The organism is Arthrobacter sp. SDR-2R, assembly GCF_057747955.1.
The window spans coordinates 48,683-69,168 of record NZ_CM173231.1 but is presented as its reverse complement, the minus strand read 5'-3'; the positions used below and the strand labels follow the sequence as shown (position 1 = coordinate 69,168).

Sequence of the window (20,486 nt, the reverse complement as noted above, 5' to 3'; positions counted from 1 at the left end):
TGGCCCCGGCTGATTCTTGAAGGGAGCCGGCGAGCAGCCAGCCCCCACAACCGTTCCTCCGTCATCACATCAGAATGCAAAGGCGCACTACATGAAACTTCCGAACTCCACCGCCCGTGCGAGCTCCGCCGTTCTGGCCGGTGCCCTGCTGATGGGTTCCCTGGCCGCCTGCGGCGGCGGGTCCAGCCAAGCCGCCGCAAAGGCTGATACCAGTAGCCTCACCCTGGCCATCGACAGCGACTCAGCCTCCTTCGGGTTCGACCCGCTGCGCGTCTCCGCAGCCCAGCGCCAGTTCTTCGAAGGCCTCTACGACAGCCTGATGACCCTTCAGCCGGATGGTTCCGCAGGTCCGGGCCTGGCCAAGGACTTCAGCTACAACGCGGACAACACCGTCCTGACGCTGAACCTCAAGGACGACGTCACGTTCACCGACGGCTCCAAACTGGATGCCGCCCTGGTCAAGGCCAACCTGGACCGCCGCTCCGATCCCGCGCTGAGCGCCTACTCCGCCGTCGCGAAGGGCGGCGCCCAGGAAATCACCTCCGTGGACGTGGTCAGCCCCACCCAGGTGGCCCTGACCTTCGCCAAGCCGCAGCCCGGATTCGAGAAGAACCTGGCCTCCACCACCGGCATGATCGTGGGCAGGAACGGCGTCACGGACACGTCCAGCCTCGCTGCAACCCCTGACGGCTCCGGACCGTACACCCTTGACCCCTCCACCGTGAAGGGCAACAAGTACGTCCTGGTGAAGAACGACAAGAGCGCAGACGCCTCCAAGTACGCCTACAAGAAGGTGGTCTTCAGCGTGGTCCAGGACCCGCAGGCCCGCGCCAACGCCCTGGTCTCCGGCCAGGCCGACGTTGCCATGCTGACGTCCTCCACGGTGGACTTCGCCAAGTCCAAGGGCGTTGGCGTTTCCCAGATCGGCGGCACTGTGAACACCATGATCTCCTTCGACAAGATCGGCAAGACCGCACCGGCGTTCGCCCAGGAGAAGGTCCGCCAGGCCATTCAGTACGCCATCAACCGCCAGGCCCTGGTGGATGCCCTGCACAAGGGCGACATCCCTGCATGGAACGCCCTGCCCAAGGATTCGGCCGGCTTCACCAAGGACCTGGAAACCACATTCGCGTACAACCCGGACAAGGCCAAGAGCCTGCTGGCCGAGGCCGGATACCCCAACGGCTTCGAGTTCACCATCATCGCAAGCGCGCAGACCCAGACGGACCTGCAGGCCGTCCAGAAGGACCTCGCCGCCGTCGGCATCACCATGAAAGTCAAGATGGCAGCCTCCACCGACGAAGCGTTCGCCGCCGTCGCCACCACACCCCTTGGCTACGCTCCCCTGAACTGGGACAACCCCGTCGGCGTGATGTACGGAGCCATCCTGAACGGCTTCACCAACGTGCAAAAGGCCACCGATGACAAGCTCAGCGCCGCTACCGGCGAGCTGGCCGCGGCCAAAGACGACGCCGCCGTCAAGGCAGCCGCCACCAAGCTGAACACCCGCCTGGTGGAGTCAGGCTGGATGATCCCGCTGTATGAGGCGCTGACCAACCAGGGCTACAACACCAAGAAGGTGGCCCAGGTGAAGTTCGCCGGCACCAACGCCTACCCGCTCCTCTCGTCCTACACGCCGGCCAGCTAATACCCGCACCTTCCCGCCGGGCCCTCCCCAAACAGGAGGGCCCGGCCGGGCAGGGCCTGACCGATGGAGGTCACCATGGCACTATTCATCACTAAGCGCCTGCTGATGGCGCTGGCCACCGTGCTGGTGGTTGCGGTGCTGGCATTCCTGCTGGTGCACGCAATGCCCGGCAGCCCGGGAGCCGTCTCCCTCGGCGCAGGCGCCTCCCAGGAAGCCATCGACGAGGTCAACCAGAGGATGGGCTGGAACGATCCGCTGTTCACACAGTTCTTCACGTGGCTTGGTTCCGCCGTCCAGGGCGACCTGGGCGTCTCGCTCATCGATGGCCGCTCCGTCAGCGCCGACCTCGCCGGCCGCCTCCCCGTCACAGCCTCGCTTGCCGCCGGCGCCACCGTCCTCAGCGCGGTCCTGGGCATCGCCCTGGGCGTCACCGCAGCGGTCCGCGGCGGCCTCCTGGACCAGGTGATCGGCGGCTTCGTTGGACTCCTGGTCGCCCTGCCGGCGTTCTGGGTGGGCGTCCTCTTCGTGTACCTGTTCGCCGTCCAGTCCTCCATCTTCCCGGCCACCGGCTACGTGCCGTTCGAGGCCTCACCGCAGGACTGGGCCCTGTCCCTGGCGCTGCCGGTGATCACCCTCGCCGTGGGCGGCGCTGCCTTCATAGCCCGCCAGACCCGGGCGTCCATGCTCGAGGCGCTGCAGCAGGAACACATCCGCACGCTGCGCGCCACGGCCACCCCCACCTGGAAGATCCTCTACGTCCATGCCCTGCGCTACGCCAGCCTGCCCATCGTGGCCGGCATCGCCCTGCAGTTCATCGGCCTGTTCGGCGGCTCCGTCATCGCCGAGCAGCTGTTCGCCATGCCGGGCCTGGGCCAGGCTGTCCAGACCTCCGTCAGCACCCATGATGCCCCCGCCGTCCAGGGCGTGGTGGTGATCGCCACCGTGGTGGTGGTCGCTGTCAACCTGGTGCTGGAGCTGGCCACCAAGTTCCTCGACCCGAAGTTGCGTGCCTCATGATCCCAACAGTTACCCCGGCCCCTGCGGACGCGGACCAGGCAGGAAGTACGACGCCGGCAGCAGCCCCCGCGCGCAACGCCGGCAGGGCGGCCATCACCAAGGTATCCCGGCACCGGCTGTTCACTTCGCCGGGCGCCGTGGCCGGCCTGGCCTGGCTTGCGGCGCTTGTCACCGCGTCGCTGACAGCGCCGCTGTGGCTGCCCTTCAAGACAGAGGACCAGGATTTCGCCTCAGTCCTCTCCGGCCCCACCGCCGCCCACTGGCTGGGAACGGACGAACTGGGCCGCGACATCCTCAGCCGGATCTTCGCCGCCGCAGCCGGCACCCTGGGGACGTCCATGCTCACGGTGATTGTCGGCGTCGGGCTCGGCACCATCCTGGCCATGCTTGCTGCCGGCACCGGCGAACGCGTGGAGGCCGTGATCAGCAGGGTTACCGAGATCATGATGTCCCTGCCGGGAACCGTGATCATCCTGGCCGTCATCGGCGCGGTGGGAACCAACATCCCAGTGGTTATGGCCATCCTGGGCATCCTGATGTCCGCCGGCATCTACCGCGTGATCCTGGGCCAGGCCAAGTCCCTGCAGTCCCAGCTCTACGTGGATGCGGCCAAGGTGGACGGCGTCAGCCCACTGCGGATCAGCCTCCGGCACGTCCTGCCCGGCCTGGCGAACACCATCGTGGTCCAGTCCGCGCTCATCTTCGCTGTGGGCATGCTCATCCAGGCCGGCCTCGCGTTCATCGGCTTCGGCCCGCCCATCCCGCAGCCCAGCTGGGGCGGCATGATCCAGGGCGCCTCACAGCACGTCTATGACGCCCCCTGGATGATGGTGCCCACCGGTGCCGTGCTGGCGCTCACCGTCCTCTCCGCCAATGCCATCGGCAATGCCCTGGGCAAGGCCCCCAACGCGGCCGCACCGCACCTGCCCTCCGCCGCGGCACGCCGGCAGCGCGCCAAGGCCGTCGCCGCCATCGCGGCGGGGGCGCCCGGATCGGAGGACTTGGCCGCATTGGACGGCGCCTCTGCCGATAAGGGGACGCTCAGCGTCCGTAACCTGTCCGTCGGCGTCGACAGTGCAGGTACAGGCACCGGCGTCCGCCTGGTCACCGATGTCTCGTTCGACGTCCAGCCCGGCACCGTCCTGGGTTTGGTGGGGGAGTCCGGCTGTGGCAAGACCATGACCGCGCTGTCCTTGTTGGGCCTGCTTCCCTCGGGCGTAAGTGTCACCGGCGGCCAGATCCTCTGGAACGGAAGAAACCTGGCAGCGGTGGCGGAGAGGGACATGGAAGCAGTGCGCGGCCGGGAGATCGCGCTGATCAGCCAGGAACCCATGCGCGCCCTGGACCCGATGTTCACCGTGGGGTACCAGCTCACCGCGACCATCCGCCGGCTCCGCGGCATGGGCAGGACCGAGGCCCGCCAGGAGGCGCAGACCCTGCTGGAAAAGGTGGGCATCGTGGACGCGGCGCGGATCCTGAAGACCTATCCGCACCAGATCAGCGGCGGCATGGCCCAGCGCGTGGCGATTGCCCTGGCACTGGCCGGGCAGCCGAAGCTGCTGGTGGCGGACGAGCCCACCACGGCCCTGGACGTCACGGTGCAGGCCGAAATCCTGTCCCTGCTCCGGACCCTGGTGAAGGACACAGGCATGTCCGTGGTGATGGTGACCCACGACCTTGGTGTGGTGGCGGACATCTGCGACCAGGTGGCCGTCATGTACGCCGGCCAGGTGGTGGAGAACGGCACAACCCAGGCCGTCCTGGACCACCCCCGCCACCCTTACACCCTGGCGCTCCTGGCCGCCGACCCGCACGCCAACCACGCAGACGACATGCCGGAGCGCCTTGCCACCATCAGCGGACAGGTGCCGCAGCCCAAGGACTGGCCCACCGGCTGCCGGTTCGCGGCCCGCTGCCAGTTCGCCGGCTCAGCCTGCATGGAACCCGTTCAGCTGCTGCGCTCCGGCGCCGGCGAAGGGCTGGTGCGGTGTGTCAAAGCGGACCAGCTGGCCGTCGAAGGCATGGACTGGCTGGCCACGGACGTGCCCGCCTCCCGCGTTTTGGAGGTCACCCCCAAGCAAAACCCGATCGTTGAAAAGGACCCGGCATGAGCACCGCAGTGACCGAGCGCCAAGATTCCGCGGCTTCCTCCGCCGCCACCCCCATGCTTGAGATCAAGGCCCTGGTGGTCCGCTATGGACGGGGCCGGAAGGCAGCCGCCGCACCGGCCGCCGTCGACCATGTCAGCTTCAGCATCGCACCCGGGGAGACTGTGGGACTGGTGGGGGAGTCCGGATCCGGAAAGTCCACCATTGGCAAGGCAATCCTGGGCTTGCAAAAGGTCTCCGGCGGCACCATCACCTATCAGGGCAAGGACATCACCTCCGCCAGCGCCGCGGAGCGCCGGGCCCTGGGCGGGGAACTGCGTGCCGTCTTCCAGGACCCCAACTCATCGCTGAACCCGCGGAACACCATCGGCACGTCCCTGGCCGAACCGCTGCGCCTGCGAGGGGTTTCAGCGGCAGAGGCACGCGCCAAGGCCGGGGACATGCTCGAACGCGTGGGCCTGCCGCGGGACGCCGTGGACCGCTACCCCAGCCAGTTCTCCGGCGGCCAGCGCCAGCGCATTTCAGTGGCGCGTGCCCTCATCTACGATCCCCAACTGGTGGTCTGCGACGAAGCCGTCAGCGCCCTTGACCTCTCCACCCAGGCGCAGGTGCTCAACCTCCTGGCCGACCTCCGCGACGAGCGCGGCCTGAGCTACCTGTTCATCGCCCATGACATCGCCGTGGTCCAGTTCCTGGCCCAGCGCGTGGTGGTGCTCTACCGCGGGCAGGTCATGGAAAGCGGACCTGCCGCTGCCGTCACCGGGAACCCCAAGCACCCCTTCACCCAGGCCCTCGTGGCCGCCTCCCCGGTGCCGCGTCCGGCGGAGCAGGCGGCGCGCCGGGAGGCCCGCGAATCGCTGGGCGTCCGCACCGGGGCGGCCGCGGTCCCCGGGCCCGGCGGATGCCCCTTCCGGCTCCGCTGCCCCCTGGCCACTGACCTGTGCGCCACCGAACGGCCGGCCCTGCGGCGTGTGGGTGCGGCGGATGTGGCCTGCCACTACGCCTGACCGGCACTTCTTCCACCTGCTTTTGACCAGCTTCCACCAGAACGGAACCCTCCTTCCATGACCTCCACGCCCTGGCACGCCGCCATGATCACGCCCCAACAGGACCTTGACGGCGCCCCCCTGCTCCGCAAGGAATTTACGCTCGACGAGGGCCACGGCGGCGTGGTGCAGGCGATGCTCCGGGCCACCGCCCTCGGCGTCTACGAGGCATCCATCAACGGCACTCCGGTGGGGCCAGACGTCCTGGGCCCCGGCTGGAGTTCCTACGAATGGCGGCTGCGCTACCGCAGCTACGACGTCACCTCCCTGCTGGCGCCAACCAGCGTGCTGGGGGTGGAACTGGGCAACGGCTGGTACCGCGGACGGCTGGCCTGGCACGGGATGTCCAACCTGTACGGCAGTGAGCTGGGGTTCCTCGGCCAGCTGGACATCGAGTTCGACGACGGACACGTCCAGTCGGTCGCCTCTGACACCTCCTGGCAGGCAGGCCCCTCCGCCACCACCTTCAACGACCTCTACGACGGCCAGACCATCGACGCCCGCCGCCTGCAAAAGGGCTGGGCGGAGCCCGGCTTTGTACCCGGTGCTGACTGGACGGGTGTGCGTGGGCTGGCGTTCGACGGCGGCCGGCTGGCTGAGCCGGTGGGCCCGCCCGTGGTGCGTGCCGGCGTCGTGCATCCCGTGGAAATCCGCACCTCACCCACCGGCCGGACGCTGGTGGACTTCGGCCAGAACCTGGTGGGCTGGCTCCGCTTCACGGTGCGGGGCGAGGCCGGGCAGGCCATTACCGTGCGGCACGCCGAGGTCCTGGAAGACGGCGAACTCGGCGTCCGGCCCCTGCGGTCGGCCAAGGCCACGGACACGTTCATCCTCTCCGGCGGGAAAGACGACTTTGAACCCACCAAGACCTTCCACGGCTTCCGCTACGCCGAGATCACCGGCTGGCCGGGCGACCTCACCGATGGTGACTTGGAAGCCGTGGTGGTCCACTCCGACCTCGAGCGCACCGGCACCTTCGAATGTTCCAACGAACTCGTCAACCAGCTGCACCGCAACATCGTCTGGGGCCTCCGCGGGAACTTCCTGGACCTGCCCACCGACTGCCCGCAGCGCGATGAGCGCCTGGGCTGGACCGGCGACATCGCGGTCTTCGCCCCCACCGCCGCCTACCTGTACGACGTCAAGGGCTTCCTGCAGGACTGGCTGCTGGACCTCTCCGCCGAGCAAAAAGCGGCAAACGGCCTGGTGCCCATCACCGTGCCCGATGCCCTGAAATACTGCCCGCAGCCGCCCGAATTCCCGGCTCCGGAATCGTCCGCCCTGTGGAGTGAAGCCGCCGTGTGGGTGCCATGGGCACTCTGGGAGGCCTACGGGGACCTCAGCGTGCTGCGGAACCAGTACGAGTCGATGGCCTCGCACACCCGCCGGGTGGAGGGGCTGCTCTCGCCCACGGGCCTGTGGGACTCCGGCTTCCAGTTCGGCGACTGGCTGGACCCCGACGCCGCGCCGGACCAGCCATGGGCGGCCAAGGCAGACACCGGCGTGGTGGCCACCGCCTGCATGTACCGCACCGCGCGCCTAACCGCCCAGGCTGCCGGGCTGCTGGGCAGGCACGACGACGAGGCCCACTTCGAGGCGCTCGCCGCCCGGGTGCGCACCGCCTTCGCCGAGAACTACGTCGCTGCCGACGGCACCATCCGCAGCGACTGCACCACGGTCTACGCGCTGGCTATCGCCTTCGACATCCTGGCCACCCCGGAGCTGCGGGAGTTCGCCGGGACCCGCCTGGCGGAACTGGTCAGGGACAACGGCTACCGCGTGTCCACCGGATTCGCGGGCACCCCGTTCATCACGCACGCGCTGACGGACACCGGCCACATGGACGAGGCCTACCGGCTGCTGCTGGAGGAGGGCTGCCCCTCCTGGCTGTACCCGGTAACGATGGGAGCCACCACGGTCTGGGAGCGCTGGGATTCCATGTTGCCGGACGGCACCATCAACCCCGGACAGATGACCAGCTTCAACCACTACGCCTTGGGCGCGGTTGCGGACTGGATGCACAAGGCCATCGGCGGCATCCGCCCGCTGGAACCCGGCTACGCGCGGGTCCTCATCGCCCCGCAGCCGGGCCAAGGAATCGACTGGGCCAGGACCTACCTGAAGACTCCGCACGGTGAGGTCCGGGTTGAATGGACGCTCGACGGCGGTGCGTTCCGCCTCGAGGCGGCCGTCCCCGACGGGGTGGCGGCCGACGTCGTCCTTCCGGACGGTGTGCGGCGCACCGTTGAGGGCGGCACGCACTCTTTCGAAGGGCGCGTTGCCCCCATGCTCGATTTGGAGGCAAGCCGCTGATGGGCAAGCAAGAGACGGTTCAGTACCTGCGCCTCGATGAAATCCGGATGCGGGACCCTTTCATCCTGGAACCGGTTCCGGGGGAGTTTGTCCTGTTCGGGACCAGCGACAGGAACGTGTGGAGTGGCCCCGCCACCGGCTTTGACTGCTATACCAGCAATGACCTTGAACACTGGGAAGGCCCCTTTGCGGCCTTCCGGCCGCCAGCGGATTTTTGGGCGGACGCGCAGTTCTGGGCTCCGGAGGTGTACGCCCTTGACGGACGGTTCTTCATGTTCGGCACCTTTGCGACGTCAACGGGCAACCGCCCCCGGGGCGTCGCGGTTCTTGCCTCGGATCTGGCCACGGGCCCGTACCAGCCCTGGAGTGACGGAGCCGTGACGCCGGCGGCCGAACCGTGCCTCGACGGGACGCTGTATATCGACGAGGATTCCACCCGCTGGCTCGTCTACAGCCGTGGGACGGAGGGAACCGCTGATGCACCAGGGATCACTGACGGCGAGATGCGTGCCGTCCGCCTGGCGCCGGACCTGCGCACGGCAGCCGGTGAGCCTGCTCTCCTGTTCAAGGCATCCGCGGCGGCCTGGACCCGGCCGCTGCGGTTCCCGGAGGGGGTGGAACCCCCAAAGGACCTGAACCTTGCCGCAGATCCCCTGTTCACCGATGGACCGTTTGTTGTCCGTTCGCCGGAAGGGTCTTTGCTGATGCTGTGGTCAAGCCACGGCGAGGCCGGGTATGCAATGGGCATCGCCGAGTCGAAAAGCGGAACCATCAAGGGGCCCTGGATCCAGCAGGCGGACCCTGTGTGGTCCAGCAATGGCGGGCATGGAATGGTCCTCCGCACATCCGGCGGGCGTGACTATCTGGTCTTTCACGGGCCGAACGACACACCCAACGAAAGGGTCAGGATCACTGGCGTGGAAATCGGCGGGAACAGCATCCGCGTCCTTCGATGAGGTGCAGCGGAGGCGCTGATCTGCAACGATGTGGCAAAAGATCATTCCCAGGGAGGACTCATGCCGTACACCGTGGATTTCAAGAACGTGTCCACCGCCGGTCTGGAATCGTCACCGGTAGCGGAGGCGTTGGCCGGGCTCCGCGCCAACGAGGCCCGCTACTACAAGAATAAATACGACCACGACTTCACGGTGGTCCCTGCCGGGGAAGCGCCGGAAGTGCTGGACTATGTGAACAACATCCTGTCCGCCGAGCGCAACCTGGTGATTGCCTCCAAACCCCTTGAGGTGTCCTCCTTCGAAGTGGACGGGCTGCGAATGGCCTACGTGTTCTACGAGTCAGGGCTGTCCATCAACGTCATGTACGGCATTGAGGAAGGGGGCAAGCGGGCGGTCGGATTCAAGCTCTCGGACGGCATGGACGTTCCGGAGGAACTTGCGTCCAGCTTCAAGTTCGCCCGCCAGAAGTCCAAGCTTGCGGGCACCATCCGTGGCTCCTACTTCGTGATCAAGGGCGAGTACGCCTAGATGGTCACGTTAGACGCTGCCGCATAGCCCGTCGCCGCGGATCCGGTCATGATGGCCAGCTGGTAGATGCCGCCGTCGTCGCCGAACACGTTGTCTGACTGCAGCGTGGTCCGGGTCATGTTGGTGATGCTCTTTTCGTAACCAGGAGTTGCGTAGACGTCGTCACAGGCCGCTTTGGTCAGGGCAATCTGCGAGACGGTGAGCACCTGGCCGGCGGCGGTGGCGTTGTTCATGGATTCGAACACTTCGAAGTGGATGTGCGGCCACCGTCCGGCGTAGGCACCCGGGAAGATGGACGTGAAGGTGACCTGGCCGTTGGCGTCTGCCTCCTGGACGCCGCGCAGGTAGTTTTCGTTTTTCAGGCTCGAGTCGTACATCGAGTACTTGCCGTCGCGGTCGCAATGCCAGGCGTAGACCGCCGCGCCCGCCAGCGGTGTGCAGCCGTTGACGTTGTCCAGCAGGGTGAGGGTGAAGGTCAACGGGACGCCCACCGCTTTAGCGGACACGGTGCCGAAGCTGGAGGTGATGTCCTGCCGCACCACGCCGGAGGCTTCCAGGACGTTGGGTCCGTTGGAGCCGTCGCCCGGGTACGGTCCGGCGGTTTCCTGGGGAATCTCCACGCCGCACTCGGCAATGGCCCGGGTAATGGTGGGTGTCGACGTGGCGGAGGACGATGCCGTAGCCGAAGCCGATGCGGATTCGGTGGAAGCCGCCGTGGCGGTTGCGTCCGTGGCTGACGGCGCAGCCGTGGTTGATCCGTTGGGGCTGCAGGCAGCGAGTGCGACGGCGGCGCCGCCGGCACCGAGGAACATGCCGAGGGAGCGGCGGCTCATCAGCGTCGACAGGTCGAATTCAAGGCCGCGGTCGTGATCCGGGTGCGGCTGGTGCGCGTTTTCGGGGAGCTCATTGCGGTTGTGCGAAGTGGTCATGAACCCATCGGAAGCCACCGCACTATGCATCCGGTAGGCGGATTCTGTGAGCCACCTGTGTGACGTTGCCCCGCGACCCCGGCCTCGGCCGCGTAGGGCCGCTACCCCTGCGAGTGCGTCCGGCTGCCGGCGCTGACGGCAGCCTGGTGCCCCAGGTTCCTGGAGACGGCGCGGGCGGCCGCGCGGACAGCGGGGGCCAGTACGTTCGGGGGAGTGGACCCGTCCGGGACCACGATGGACAGTGACGCCACCACGGAGCCCTGGGCGTCGAAGATGGGGGACGCCACGGAGACGGTCCGGGACGGGACGGTACGGCGGATCATCGCAATCCCGGTGCGCCGCACATCCGAAAGGGTCCTGCGCAGCTGGCCCTCCGGCATCTCCGGCACTCCGGGCTCGTTTTCCGGCGGCCGCTTCAGGATGGTCTCCTGGAACTGCTGGTCCGCGCCCGCCAGCAGCACCAGCCCGATCGCCGTGGACCGCAGGGGCGCCCGGCCACCCACGCGGTACGCCACCTCCGTGGCATCCTTCGCGGACAGCCGCTCGATCAGCACCGCCTGCTCGTTGTCCCGCACCGCCAGCAGCACGTGGTGCCGGGTGACTTCGAACAGGTCCTCCAGGTAGGGAAGGGCAATTTCCCGCACCCCGTGCCCGCGGGGCGACAGCGACGCCACTTCCCACAGCCTGACCCCCACGACATACCGGCCGTCGTCGAGTCTTTCAAGCGCACCCCATGCCACCAACCGGGCGATCAGCCGCAGTGCGGTGGGCGCGGGCATGTCCGCATACCGGGCGAGTTCCGAGAGCGTCAGTGCCCGCCGCCGGTCGGAGAAGACGGCGAGCAAGCTCAGCGCGCGGTCGATGACGGGTTCGCCCTGTTTGGGCCGCTTTCCGCGGGCAGGCGGGGTGTCCGGGTCCGGAATGACAGTCATGGCGGTGGTTCCTAGCGCTGATGCATTGGTGAGCTGCCCCACAATACTATTTCGACCAATGAAAATGCTGTGTGGGTGACAGGAGCACGCCAACGAAGCTGGAACTCCCAGCACCCGCACCCCAGGAGCCCTGCCGCATGACCGCCCCCACCCGGCTTCGGGCCGAGCACCTGTTAGAAGCGATGGGCCTGACCATCCGGGAGCCCAGGCTCAGCTGGACGCCTCCCGGCGGAACCACAAGCCAGGCGGCATACCGCATCACCGCAAGCAACGGCTGGGACACGGGGAAGGTCGAGTCGGCCGCCTGCAGCGGCATCCCGTACGGCGGGCCGGCGCTGCGCTCGCGGGACCGGTTCGAGTGGCGCGTCCGCACCTGGGACAGGGACGAAAAAGGCACCGAAACACCAAGCGGCTGGTCCAGCCCCATGCCGGTGGAGCTGGGGCTGATGCATGCCGAGGACTGGACGGCGCAGTGGATCGGGCCAGACGAGCCCCAAGTTCCGGCGCCAGGAGACCGGCCCGGCTACGCCCTCACCAAGACCTTCACCCTGCCGGCGGTCCCGCAGAAGGCCCGCGCCTACGCCACCGCGCACGGCATCTATGAGCTATTCATCAACGGCCACCGCGTGGGCGACCAGCAACTCACCCCAGGCTCCACCAGCTACAACACCACGCTCCAGGTCCAGGCCCACGACGTCACCGCCCTGATCCGTGAAGGCAGCAACACCGTGCGCGCGGTCCTCACCGACGGCTGGTACCGCGGCACGTTCGGATACACGCGCGACGCCGACATGTACGGAACGCACACGGCCTTCCTGGCGCAGCTCGAACTGGAGTCACGGGCCGGCAGGCAGGTCATCGGCACCGACAGCTCGTGGCTGGTGTCCGCCACGGAGATCCTCAGCGCCGACCTTATGGCGGGCCAGGGCGTGGATTTCAGGAAGGCCGACGGCGGCAGCGCACCTAAGGCGGGCAACGGCGCCCCGGTTGCCCGCGCACCCCGGCCGTGTTCCGCCGTCGTCCGTCCCGGCAGTTTCACCGCACTGGCCGGACCCCTTGCGCCGCCCACCCGGGTGGCGCAGGAACTTGTTCCGGCGTCCATCACGCGGCTGGCCAACGGCAGCCAGGTGGTGGACTTTGGCCAGAACATCCACGGCTGGGTCCGGCTCACCAGGCTCGGCGCACCGGGCGAAACCGTCACCCTGGAATACGGCGAAGCGCTCGGAGCGGACGGTGACGTCAACCGGGACCATCTACGCCCCCTCGACTTCCGTGCGCCGGGAGCCTTCCGGGACGCAGGCCAGGTGGACACCGTCACCGCCTCGGGTGCCCCCGGGGAAGTCTTCGAACCCCGGCACACCACCCACGGCTTCCGGTACGTCTCGGTCCAGGGCCTCGCCGCGGGCCTCCAACCGGGAGACATCACCGGCTGCCTGGTGCGGACGGACCTGGAACGTATTGGCACCTTCAGCTGCAGCGATGCGCGCCTGAACGCACTGCATGACATCGTGGAATGGAGCTTCCTGGGCAACTCCTGCGAGGTCCCCACCGACTGCCCTCAGCGCGAGAAAGCCGGCTGGACCGGGGACTGGCAGCTGTTTGTCCCCACTGCCGCATACCTTTTCGACGTCACAGGCTTCTCCCGCAAGTGGCTGCGCGACGTCCGTGCAGACCAATGGGACAACGGCGTCATCACCAACATCTCGCCGTCCCCCGGGCCCGCGGCCACCTGGGCGGAGTTCATGGGCTTCACCAACGGGTCCGCCGGCTGGGGCGATGCGGTGGTGATGGTGCCCTGGGAGGTCTACCTGGCGTCAGGGGACGCCGGGATCCTCGCCGAAAACTGGGAGGCCATGCAGCGGTGGCTTCACTTTGTGCAGGCTACCGCCGAAACGGAGCGGCACGCCGCGCGCGCCGCCTCTAGCGCAGCGCCCGCGCCGCACGAGCGGTACCTGTGGGACACCGGCTTCCACTTTGGTGAATGGATGGAACCGGACGGCCCCGAACCTGACCTGTTCGCCGCCCGCAGCGCCGACCACGGGATCGTGGCCACGGCCTACTACCGGCACACCACGGATGTGATGGCACGAATCGCTGCTGTCCTGGGCCTTGATGCAGAGGCCGCCGAGCTCGCGGAACTTTCACACCTGATCCGGGACGCATGGGAGACGGAATACCTTGATTTTTCGGGCAGCGTAATCCAAGCCACGCAGGCCAACTGCGTCCGCGCCCTGGCCTTCGACCTTGTCAGCCCCGAACACCGCCCCACGGTCACCTCGCAGCTGGCCGCCCTGATCCGGAACGCCGGCACCCACCTGGGCACCGGCTTCCTGGCCACGCCCTACCTGCTCCCGGTCCTGGCGGACAACGGACAACTGGACCTGGCCTATGAACTCCTGATGCAGGACTCGGAACCGTCCTGGCTGACCATGGTGGACCGCGGCGCCACCACCGTGTGGGAGTTGTGGAACGGCATCGATGCCAACGGCACGCCGCACCAGTCGCTCAACCACTACAGCAAGGGTGCCGTGGTCTCCTTCCTGCACCGCTACACCGCCGGCCTGCGGCAGGCGCCCGGAAGCGCAGGCTGGGAGCGCATCATCATTGAGCCCCGCCCCGGCGCCGGCCTGGCATCCGCCTCCACCTCACACATGGGGCCACGGGGCCTGATCCAGGTGGCCTGGACTGCGGCGGAAGGAGCAATGGACGACGGCGTGCTGACGCTCACAGCCACGATTCCCTCCGGCACCACCGCGGAGGTGCGGCTCCCCGGCGCGCCGGCCGCCGTCGTCGGGCCGGGACACCACATTTTCCCTGCCGCCACCGGCCCGGGCACTGCACAACCTGCGCTGATGAGGAGCACACTATGACAGTGGATGACGCTACCGGGGTACTCGACCTGTCCCCTTCCGACATGTCGCGTTCTGACATATCCCGTCCCGACACCTCCCGTCCCGGAGGCAGGAAGGTTCCGCCGTTCCCTGTCTTCGATGCCCCGGGCACGGCGGAGCAGGTCTCGGACGTATCCTCCGTGCACCGTGAAGTCACCTACGCCCGGGCCATCGGATTCCGGCCGCTGAAGATGGACATCTGGCTGCCCCGCAAGGCCTTTGGGACCACGCCGGTGGTCCTCTGGGTGCACGGCGGAGCGTTCCAGCTGGGCGACCGCCGCGAACTGCCGCCCACCTTCGCCCCCGATTCCGTGTTCCGGCTGCTCAACGAGGCAGGCATCGCCTGCGCCACGGCAGACTACCGGCACTCGCTGGAGGCGCCGTTCCCGGCACAGCTCCACGACCTCAAAGCCGCGGTCCGCTACCTCCGGGAGTTCGCCGGGGACCTCAGCATCGACCCGGACAGGTTTGGCGCCTGGGGCGAATCAGCAGGCGGCCACCTGGTAGCGCTCCTGGGACTCACCGGCAAGCGCGAAGACCTGGAGGGCGGTCTCGGTGCGCAGGGGCACCCAAGCAGCGTCAGCGCCGTCGTCGACTTCTACGGCGTGTCTTCGCTGGTGGACATCCCGCCAATAGTTACCCCGGACGGGCTCTTTCCCCCTTCCTTGACTGCCGCTGTCCCGCCGGGAATGTCGCTGCAGCCCGAGCAGATGCTGGTGGGCGGGTCGGACGACCCGAAACTGCTGGCCGCGGCCAGCCCCGTCAGCTACGTATCGGCGGATGCCGCCCCGTTCCTCCTGGTCCACGGCGATTCGGATGGACTGGTCCCGCACTCGCAGACCGAGCTTCTGGCCGCCGCGCTCGCCGGCGCCGGCGTGGAACATGACGTCATGACCATCACGGGCGGCGACCACTGCTTCTTCGGCGCCGAGGACCAGTTGGATACCATCCTGGCCACAGCCGTTGACTACTTCTCACGGAAGTTGGGAACACCATGACACCCCGCACAAAACCAGACGTGGCTTCCCCCGACGCCACCCCGGCCGGCCCACAGGGGGAGGCCGCCGCCGGTTTCGCTGAGTACCTGGCCAGCCCGGAAGGACCGCAGTTCCTTAACCCGGACGCCGTTCGCTCACCCGGGCCGGACGTCCCCATCCGCGCCGTGACGGCCGACGGCCGGCACGGGCCGGTGGCCATCCGGATCTACGGGGAACCGGCCGGCGCGGACAGCCCCGCCCTCGTGTGGCTGCACGGCGGCGGATTCGTCAGCGGCAGCGTGGATAGCCCGGAGTCGGATTACCTGGCGCGGGTGCTCGCTAACCAGGGCACGCCGGTGCTGTCCGTGGACTACCGGCTGGCCCGCGACGGCGTGTCCTTCCCCATCCCGCACGACGACGCCCTGGCCGGCTGGTTTTGGGCCCGGAAGAACGCCGAATCCCTGGGGCTGGATCCGGACCTGCTCTGCCTGGGCGGTGCCGGTGCCGGTGGCAACCTGGCGGTGGGCGCCGCGCTCTACCTGATTGACGCCGGAAAGCCGCTGCCCGCCAAGCTCCTGCTGGCCTACCCCTTCCTGCACGCGGAACTCCCGCCGCCGGCCGGGGGACTGGATCAGCGGGTCATGGCCGGGCTGCCCCGGCACCTGCGGTTCACCGTAGAGGACTGCATCCGGACGGCCGAGAACTACGTGGGCGGCCCCGTCAGCATGGCATCGTCCTATGCGATGCCCGGCTACGCGGACCCTGCCGGACTGCCGCCCACGGCCCTGCTCGCCTGCGAGTACGACGACGCCCGCGGCTCCACCGAGCTGTTTGCTGCTGAGCTGGAACGCGCAGGGGTTCCGGTGTCCTGCTTCCTCGCCCAGGGCGCGGTCCACGGCCACCTCAACCACACCGCCGGCCTGCCGGAAGGGCAGGCGGCCCTGGATTTCCTGGCGGGTGAGCTGCTGGCAGTCCGGCGGGCGTAACCCTTCCGGCGTCCGCTGGTGCTGCCGGCACCTGGCTTACCCGGGGTTGGCCGCGCCGTCGTTGACGGAAGCATGGCTGCTGGACCAGATGTCACCCATCTCCTCGGTGGACTGCTCCACAATCCGGCTCATGGCGGCATGCGCGGCGGCTGCCTGGCCCCGCTGGATGGCGCTGGCCACATCCACGTGCATCTGCAGTGCCTCATGGTCCGGAAGATGGGGCATCAGGCCGTGCTGGGTCCGCCCCGCCAGCACTTCCGCCACGAGTTTATGCAGCTGCGAAAACATCAGGTTGCCGGAGGCATTGAGGACAGCGGCATGGAATTCGATGTCCAGGCGCAGGAAATCTTCCTGGTCTCCCCGCTGCCCGGCGGCCCAAAGCCGGGCTGCCATGGAAACAAGGTCGCTGGCCTGGTCGAGTGAAGCGCGCTCGGCCGCGAGCCGGGCGGCCTGCGGCTCAATGGCGCCGCGCAGTTCATTCAGGGACCGCAACTGCTCCAGCCGCTTGGCCGAGGCCAGCCGCCACCGGATCACCTGGGGGTCATAGAGGTTCCAGCTGGCTTCCGGCTGAACCACCGTTCCCAGTCGGCGGCGCGATTCCAGCATGCCCATCGACGACAGGACACGGGTGGCCTCCCGGATCACGGAGCGGGACACCTTGTGCTGCGCCTCCAGCTCATCCAAGCGCAGGATCGAATTCGGGGCCAGCGTTCCCTCGGCAATGGCGAGCCCCAGGTTCTCGACCAGCGATGAATGCAGGTCCGGGGACAACGCCGCCTTTGGGATGGTCATGAATAAATCATATGGGGGCATGGCAAGGTCTTGTATATGTCTGCCTTATTTGTTTATGCTCGCTGAACACAACAGACGTAACGAGGCGTCTGTCACCCGCCCGCGAAGCTGCGGGCCTGAAGGCAAAGGAAGTCGTAATGAAGCGGCATTCAATTGTGAAGTACGCGGCAATTGCCGCAGCGATGTCGCTGGGGCTGACCGCCTGCAGCGGCGGCGGAGGCGGCAGCGACCAGGCCAAGCAGTCCGGCACCGTCCGTGTCACCCTGGCCAACCACGTGTGGACCGAGGGCATCAAGGCCGCGATTCCGGAATTCGAGAAGTCCAGCGGGCTCAAGGTGGAGCTGACCCAGCTCGGCGAGGACCAGCTCTCTGACCAGTACAACGTCAAGCTCAACGCAGGCAGCGACGAGATCGACGTGATGATGTACCGCCCGCTGCAGGAAGGCAAGGCTTTTGCCAAGAACGCTTACCTTGCGGACCTGACCAAGAACGTCTCATCGGACTCGGGCTGGGACTGGAAGGATTACCAGGAGGGCCCGGTCAAGGCCACCACCGTTGACGGCAAGGTGGTTGGTGTTCCGATCATCACCGAGCGCGAAGTCCTGTACTACCGCAAGGACCTGCTGCAGGCCGCAGGCCTCCAGGTCCCCAAGACCATGGAGGAACTGGAAGCGGCGGCCAAGGCCATCAAGGCGTCCTCCCCTGACACCGCAGGCTTCGTGGCCCGCACCGGCAAGTCCGCCGCGGTGACCCAGTTCTCCAGCTTCCTGTACAGCTTTGGCGGCGACTTCATGGACTCCAGCGGCAAGGCCTCCGTCAACACCGACGCCGCCAAGAAGGCCTACGCCTACTACGGCGGCCTGATCCGCAACTACGGTCCCGCCAACGTCAGCACGGACATGAGCTGGCCGGAGGCGATGGCCATCTTCACCCAGGGCGGTGCCGCCTTCTACACGGAGGCAGATTCGCTCTACAAGAACGCCACCGACCCCGCCAAGTCCAAGGTTGCGGACAAGGTTGGATTCGCTGCGCTGCCTGCAGGTCCCGCCGGTTCCAAGCCGTACAACATCCCCTCTTGGGCGCTGGGCGTGAACCAGAACTCCAGCAACCAGGACAACGCCTGGAAGTTCATCCAGTGGGCAACCAGCAAGGAACGCACCCTGGCAGCCCAGAAGGCCGGCGTCCCGGGCCCGCGCACCTCCGTCTGGTCCAACCCTGACGGAACCTCCACCTACCCGAAGGACCTTGCCGACGCGATCTCCGCCAGCGCCAAGAACGGCGTGGGCCACGACCGGCCCGAGGTTGTCACCGTAGGCAAGGCACGCGAAATCGTGGGCGCCCCGATTGTCGCCACCATCACCGGCGGGGACGCCGCCGCAGCGGCAAACGACGCCCAGACTGCTTTCCAGACCTTCCTGGACAGCGAAAAGAAGTAGGACACCGGGCGCCTATCGCGCACCAACATCCCGCCGGGACGGCCCATGGCCGTCCCGGCGCGGCCCACTTCACCCCCAAACTCCTTAGGTGAACCATGTCTGTATTGAACCCTCCCCGCAGCGCCCGCACCCGCCGGCCCGGTGGCCCCGCCGGTGCCGGGGGGAACTTTTCCGCCTGGGCCAACCGGCACCGAAAGTGGCTCTTCGCGGCACCGGCAATGATCTTCGTCGGCGTCCTGATCATCTTTCCGCTGGCCTGGACCGTGTACCTCAGCCTCACCGACTCCCAGGGATCCGTGCGGGCCGCAACGGAGTTCATCGGGCTGCAGAACTACATCACGGTCCTCAGCGATACCGAGCGTTTCTGGCCCGCCGTGGGCCGCACCCTTTCCTTCACCGGCGTCGCCCTGGCCTTCGAAGTGGTGCTGGGCATGGGCGTGGCGCTGCTTCTGTGGCGGCCCTTCCGGGGTGAAAAGTGGGTCCGGGTGGCCATCCTGCTGCCGCTCGTGGCCACGCCCGTAGCGGTGGGCATGATGTGGCGGCTGATCTTCGATCCCAACATCGGCTTCGTCAACCAGCTCCTGGGCATGGTGGGCATTCCGCCCCAGCCGTGGCTGTCCGGCCAGGACACCGCCCTGGGCACCACCATCTTCATGGACGTGTGGCAGTGGACCCCCATGGTGGTCCTGATCCTGCTGGCCGGGCTGACCTCGCTGTCCGACGAACCGGACGAGGCCGCCCGCGTGGACGGCGCCAACGCCTTCCAGCGGTTCTTCTACATCACGCTCCCCCTCATGATGCCCACCGTGATCGTGGCCATCCTGCTGCGCGGCATCGATGCGCTGAAGACCTTCGACATCCTTTACGCCACCAAGGGCAAGGGCGGCGGCTCGTTCCACGAAGTGGAGACGCTGAACGTCTACGCCTACGGACTCAGCTTCGACTACAACCAGTACGGGCTTTCCTCGGCGGTGCTGATCCTGTTCTTCATGATCATCATCGGCTCCATGTGGCTGCTCACCATGCGCAAGAAAGCGGTAAGCAAATGACCGTCATGACAGATTCCGCCGCCACCGCCGCGGACCGCCGGCCCCCGCGCCGCCGCAAGCCCCTGGCCACGCGCGCCTACAAGGTGTTCCGGGTCGTCGCCCTCATCCTTGTGGTGCTGTTCCTGCTTGCGCCGCTCTTCTGGATGCTGCTGGCATCGCTGAAGACCAACGTGGATATCTACGACACCGGCAAGGCGTTCCTGTTCTCGCCCACCATCGAGAACTACGCCAACGTGCTGCAGCGCAACAACTACTTCGTGTTCATCTTCAACAGCTTCTGGGTTGCCTTCGTCTCCACCGCGCTGTCAATCGTCCTCGGCGTCCCGGCTGCCTACGCCATGAGCCGGTTCACCATGCACCGCTCGGCGCTGGTGGTCCTGATGGCCCGTGTCATTCCCGGCGTCTCACTCCTGGTGCCTTGGTACTACGTCTTCTCCAACCTGCGCATGGTGGGGAAGTTCGAGGTGCTGATCCTCAGCCACATGTTCGTGGCCCTCCCGCTGATCGTGTACATCATGATGAGCTACTTCGACTCGCTGCCCCTGGAGCTGGAGGAATCAGCCGAAGTGGACGGGCTTACGCCGATCGGTGCGTTCCGGCTGATCACGCTTCCGCTGGCGGTGTCCGGCATCGCCACAGCCGGCATCCTGTCCTTTATCTTCTCCTGGAACAACTTCATGTTCGCGCTGGTGCTCTCCGGCTCCAAGACCAAGACTCTGCCGGTGGCGATCTTCGACTTCGTCTCCTACGCCAGCATCGACTGGGGCGGGCTGATGGCCGCGGCGACTGTTGTCACCATCCCCATCATGATCATTGCGCTCTTCACGCAGAAGTACATCGTCTCCGGCCTGACCGCCGGCGCCACCAAGGGTTAGGAC

At 67.3% G+C, this 20,486-nt stretch carries 16 protein-coding genes; 13 read left to right on the top strand and 3 right to left on the bottom strand.

Going from position 1 to position 20,486, the window contains the following annotated elements; genetic code table 11:
- Window positions 1-91 precede the first annotated feature (91 nt).
- The 7 genes from AC3ANU_RS00310 to AC3ANU_RS00280 all read left to right on the top strand — a co-directional run bounded on the left by AC3ANU_RS00310 (window position 92) and on the right by AC3ANU_RS00280 (window position 9,616).
- Complete coding sequence (locus tag AC3ANU_RS00310) at window positions 92-1,648, top strand: ABC transporter substrate-binding protein (RefSeq protein WP_018770874.1); 1,557 nt, start codon at window positions 92-94, stop codon at window positions 1,646-1,648.
- Window positions 1,649-1,711: 63 nt separating this feature from the next.
- Window positions 1,712-2,665, top strand: coding sequence for an ABC transporter permease (locus tag AC3ANU_RS00305; protein WP_018770873.1), 954 nt, complete (start codon window positions 1,712-1,714; stop codon window positions 2,663-2,665).
- On the top strand, window positions 2,662-4,776 hold the full coding sequence (locus AC3ANU_RS00300) for a dipeptide/oligopeptide/nickel ABC transporter permease/ATP-binding protein (RefSeq protein WP_056388288.1): 2,115 nt from the start codon (window positions 2,662-2,664) through the stop codon (window positions 4,774-4,776). The genes AC3ANU_RS00305 and AC3ANU_RS00300 overlap by 4 nt, the downstream gene beginning before the upstream one ends.
- Complete coding sequence (locus AC3ANU_RS00295; RefSeq protein ID WP_488315214.1) at window positions 4,773-5,780, top strand: oligopeptide/dipeptide ABC transporter ATP-binding protein; 1,008 nt, start codon at window positions 4,773-4,775, stop codon at window positions 5,778-5,780. The genes AC3ANU_RS00300 and AC3ANU_RS00295 overlap by 4 nt, the downstream gene beginning before the upstream one ends.
- Window positions 5,781-5,837: 57 nt before the next feature.
- Complete coding sequence (locus AC3ANU_RS00290; RefSeq protein ID WP_488315213.1) at window positions 5,838-8,132, top strand: alpha-L-rhamnosidase; 2,295 nt, start codon at window positions 5,838-5,840, stop codon at window positions 8,130-8,132.
- Entirely contained in the window at window positions 8,132-9,088 is a 957-nt protein-coding gene (locus tag AC3ANU_RS00285; RefSeq protein ID WP_488315212.1) for a glycoside hydrolase family 43 protein, read from the top strand. Before AC3ANU_RS00290 ends, AC3ANU_RS00285 begins: the two co-directional genes overlap by 1 nt.
- A gap of 60 nt (window positions 9,089-9,148) precedes the next feature.
- Window positions 9,149-9,616 (top strand): hypothetical protein, encoded by a 468-nt coding sequence (locus tag AC3ANU_RS00280; RefSeq protein ID WP_018770868.1) that lies wholly within the window; start codon window positions 9,149-9,151, stop codon window positions 9,614-9,616.
- Here AC3ANU_RS00280 and AC3ANU_RS00275 read toward each other — a convergent pair.
- Together AC3ANU_RS00275 and AC3ANU_RS00270 are read right to left on the bottom strand one after the other, a co-directional pair.
- The gene (locus tag AC3ANU_RS00275; RefSeq protein WP_488315211.1) at window positions 9,613-10,545 is read right to left on the bottom strand and encodes an intradiol ring-cleavage dioxygenase; all 933 of its coding nucleotides are present in this window, start codon (window positions 10,543-10,545) and stop codon (window positions 9,613-9,615) included. The genes AC3ANU_RS00280 and AC3ANU_RS00275 overlap by 4 nt on opposite strands.
- 101 nt (window positions 10,546-10,646) lie before the next feature.
- Window positions 10,647-11,477 (bottom strand): IclR family transcriptional regulator, encoded by an 831-nt coding sequence (locus tag AC3ANU_RS00270; RefSeq protein WP_488315210.1) that lies wholly within the window; start codon window positions 11,475-11,477, stop codon window positions 10,647-10,649.
- Window positions 11,478-11,614: 137 nt separating this feature from the next.
- Here AC3ANU_RS00270 and AC3ANU_RS00265 point away from each other — a divergent pair, with 137 nt between their 5' ends.
- From AC3ANU_RS00265 to AC3ANU_RS00255, 3 genes are read left to right on the top strand one after another with little or no spacing between them, the layout of a single operon-like run.
- Window positions 11,615-14,347 (top strand): alpha-L-rhamnosidase, encoded by a 2,733-nt coding sequence (locus tag AC3ANU_RS00265; protein WP_488315209.1) that lies wholly within the window; start codon window positions 11,615-11,617, stop codon window positions 14,345-14,347.
- Window positions 14,344-15,366, top strand: coding sequence for an alpha/beta hydrolase fold domain-containing protein (locus AC3ANU_RS00260; RefSeq protein WP_488315208.1), 1,023 nt, complete (start codon window positions 14,344-14,346; stop codon window positions 15,364-15,366). Before AC3ANU_RS00265 ends, AC3ANU_RS00260 begins: the two co-directional genes overlap by 4 nt.
- Before the next feature lie 20 nt (window positions 15,367-15,386).
- The gene (locus tag AC3ANU_RS00255) at window positions 15,387-16,331 is read left to right on the top strand and encodes an alpha/beta hydrolase (RefSeq protein ID WP_488315207.1); all 945 of its coding nucleotides are present in this window, start codon (window positions 15,387-15,389) and stop codon (window positions 16,329-16,331) included.
- A gap of 36 nt (window positions 16,332-16,367) precedes the next feature.
- On the opposite strand, the gene AC3ANU_RS00250 is transcribed toward AC3ANU_RS00255, so the two are convergent.
- Window positions 16,368-17,123: a FadR/GntR family transcriptional regulator gene (locus AC3ANU_RS00250; RefSeq protein ID WP_018770863.1), complete on the bottom strand. Its 756-nt coding sequence runs from the start codon at window positions 17,121-17,123 to the stop codon at window positions 16,368-16,370.
- A 137-nt stretch (window positions 17,124-17,260) separates the two neighbouring features.
- On the opposite strand from AC3ANU_RS00250, the gene AC3ANU_RS00245 reads away from it, so the two are divergent.
- The 3 genes from AC3ANU_RS00245 to AC3ANU_RS00235 all read left to right on the top strand — a co-directional run bounded on the left by AC3ANU_RS00245 (window position 17,261) and on the right by AC3ANU_RS00235 (window position 20,483).
- Window positions 17,261-18,559, top strand: coding sequence for an ABC transporter substrate-binding protein (locus tag AC3ANU_RS00245; protein ID WP_134165247.1), 1,299 nt, complete (start codon window positions 17,261-17,263; stop codon window positions 18,557-18,559).
- Between the two features lie 95 nt (window positions 18,560-18,654).
- Window positions 18,655-19,608: a carbohydrate ABC transporter permease gene (locus AC3ANU_RS00240; protein WP_186447807.1), complete on the top strand. Its 954-nt coding sequence runs from the start codon at window positions 18,655-18,657 to the stop codon at window positions 19,606-19,608.
- Window positions 19,605-20,483, top strand: coding sequence for a carbohydrate ABC transporter permease (locus tag AC3ANU_RS00235; protein WP_018770860.1), 879 nt, complete (start codon window positions 19,605-19,607; stop codon window positions 20,481-20,483). The genes AC3ANU_RS00240 and AC3ANU_RS00235 overlap by 4 nt, the downstream gene beginning before the upstream one ends.
- The last annotated feature ends 3 nt before the right edge of the window (window positions 20,484-20,486 follow it).

Coding starts and splice junctions, on each gene's coding strand:
- AC3ANU_RS00310 (WP_018770874.1), top strand. CDS start 92: ATGAAACTTCCGAACTCCACCGCCCGTGCGAGCTCCGCCGTTCTGGCC.
- AC3ANU_RS00305 (WP_018770873.1), top strand. CDS start 1,712: ATGGAGGTCACCATGGCACTATTCATCACTAAGCGCCTGCTGATGGCG.
- AC3ANU_RS00300 (WP_056388288.1), top strand. CDS start 2,662: ATGATCCCAACAGTTACCCCGGCCCCTGCGGACGCGGACCAGGCAGGA.
- AC3ANU_RS00295 (WP_488315214.1), top strand. CDS start 4,773: ATGAGCACCGCAGTGACCGAGCGCCAAGATTCCGCGGCTTCCTCCGCC.
- AC3ANU_RS00290 (WP_488315213.1), top strand. CDS start 5,838: ATGACCTCCACGCCCTGGCACGCCGCCATGATCACGCCCCAACAGGAC.
- AC3ANU_RS00285 (WP_488315212.1), top strand. CDS start 8,132: ATGGGCAAGCAAGAGACGGTTCAGTACCTGCGCCTCGATGAAATCCGG.
- AC3ANU_RS00280 (WP_018770868.1), top strand. CDS start 9,149: ATGCCGTACACCGTGGATTTCAAGAACGTGTCCACCGCCGGTCTGGAA.
- AC3ANU_RS00275 (WP_488315211.1), bottom strand. CDS start 10,545: ATGACCACTTCGCACAACCGCAATGAGCTCCCCGAAAACGCGCACCAG.
- AC3ANU_RS00270 (WP_488315210.1), bottom strand. CDS start 11,477: ATGACTGTCATTCCGGACCCGGACACCCCGCCTGCCCGCGGAAAGCGG.
- AC3ANU_RS00265 (WP_488315209.1), top strand. CDS start 11,615: ATGACCGCCCCCACCCGGCTTCGGGCCGAGCACCTGTTAGAAGCGATG.
- AC3ANU_RS00260 (WP_488315208.1), top strand. CDS start 14,344: ATGACAGTGGATGACGCTACCGGGGTACTCGACCTGTCCCCTTCCGAC.
- AC3ANU_RS00250 (WP_018770863.1), bottom strand. CDS start 17,123: ATGACCATCCCAAAGGCGGCGTTGTCCCCGGACCTGCATTCATCGCTG.
- AC3ANU_RS00245 (WP_134165247.1), top strand. CDS start 17,261: ATGAAGCGGCATTCAATTGTGAAGTACGCGGCAATTGCCGCAGCGATG.
- AC3ANU_RS00240 (WP_186447807.1), top strand. CDS start 18,655: ATGTCTGTATTGAACCCTCCCCGCAGCGCCCGCACCCGCCGGCCCGGT.
- AC3ANU_RS00235 (WP_018770860.1), top strand. CDS start 19,605: ATGACCGTCATGACAGATTCCGCCGCCACCGCCGCGGACCGCCGGCCC.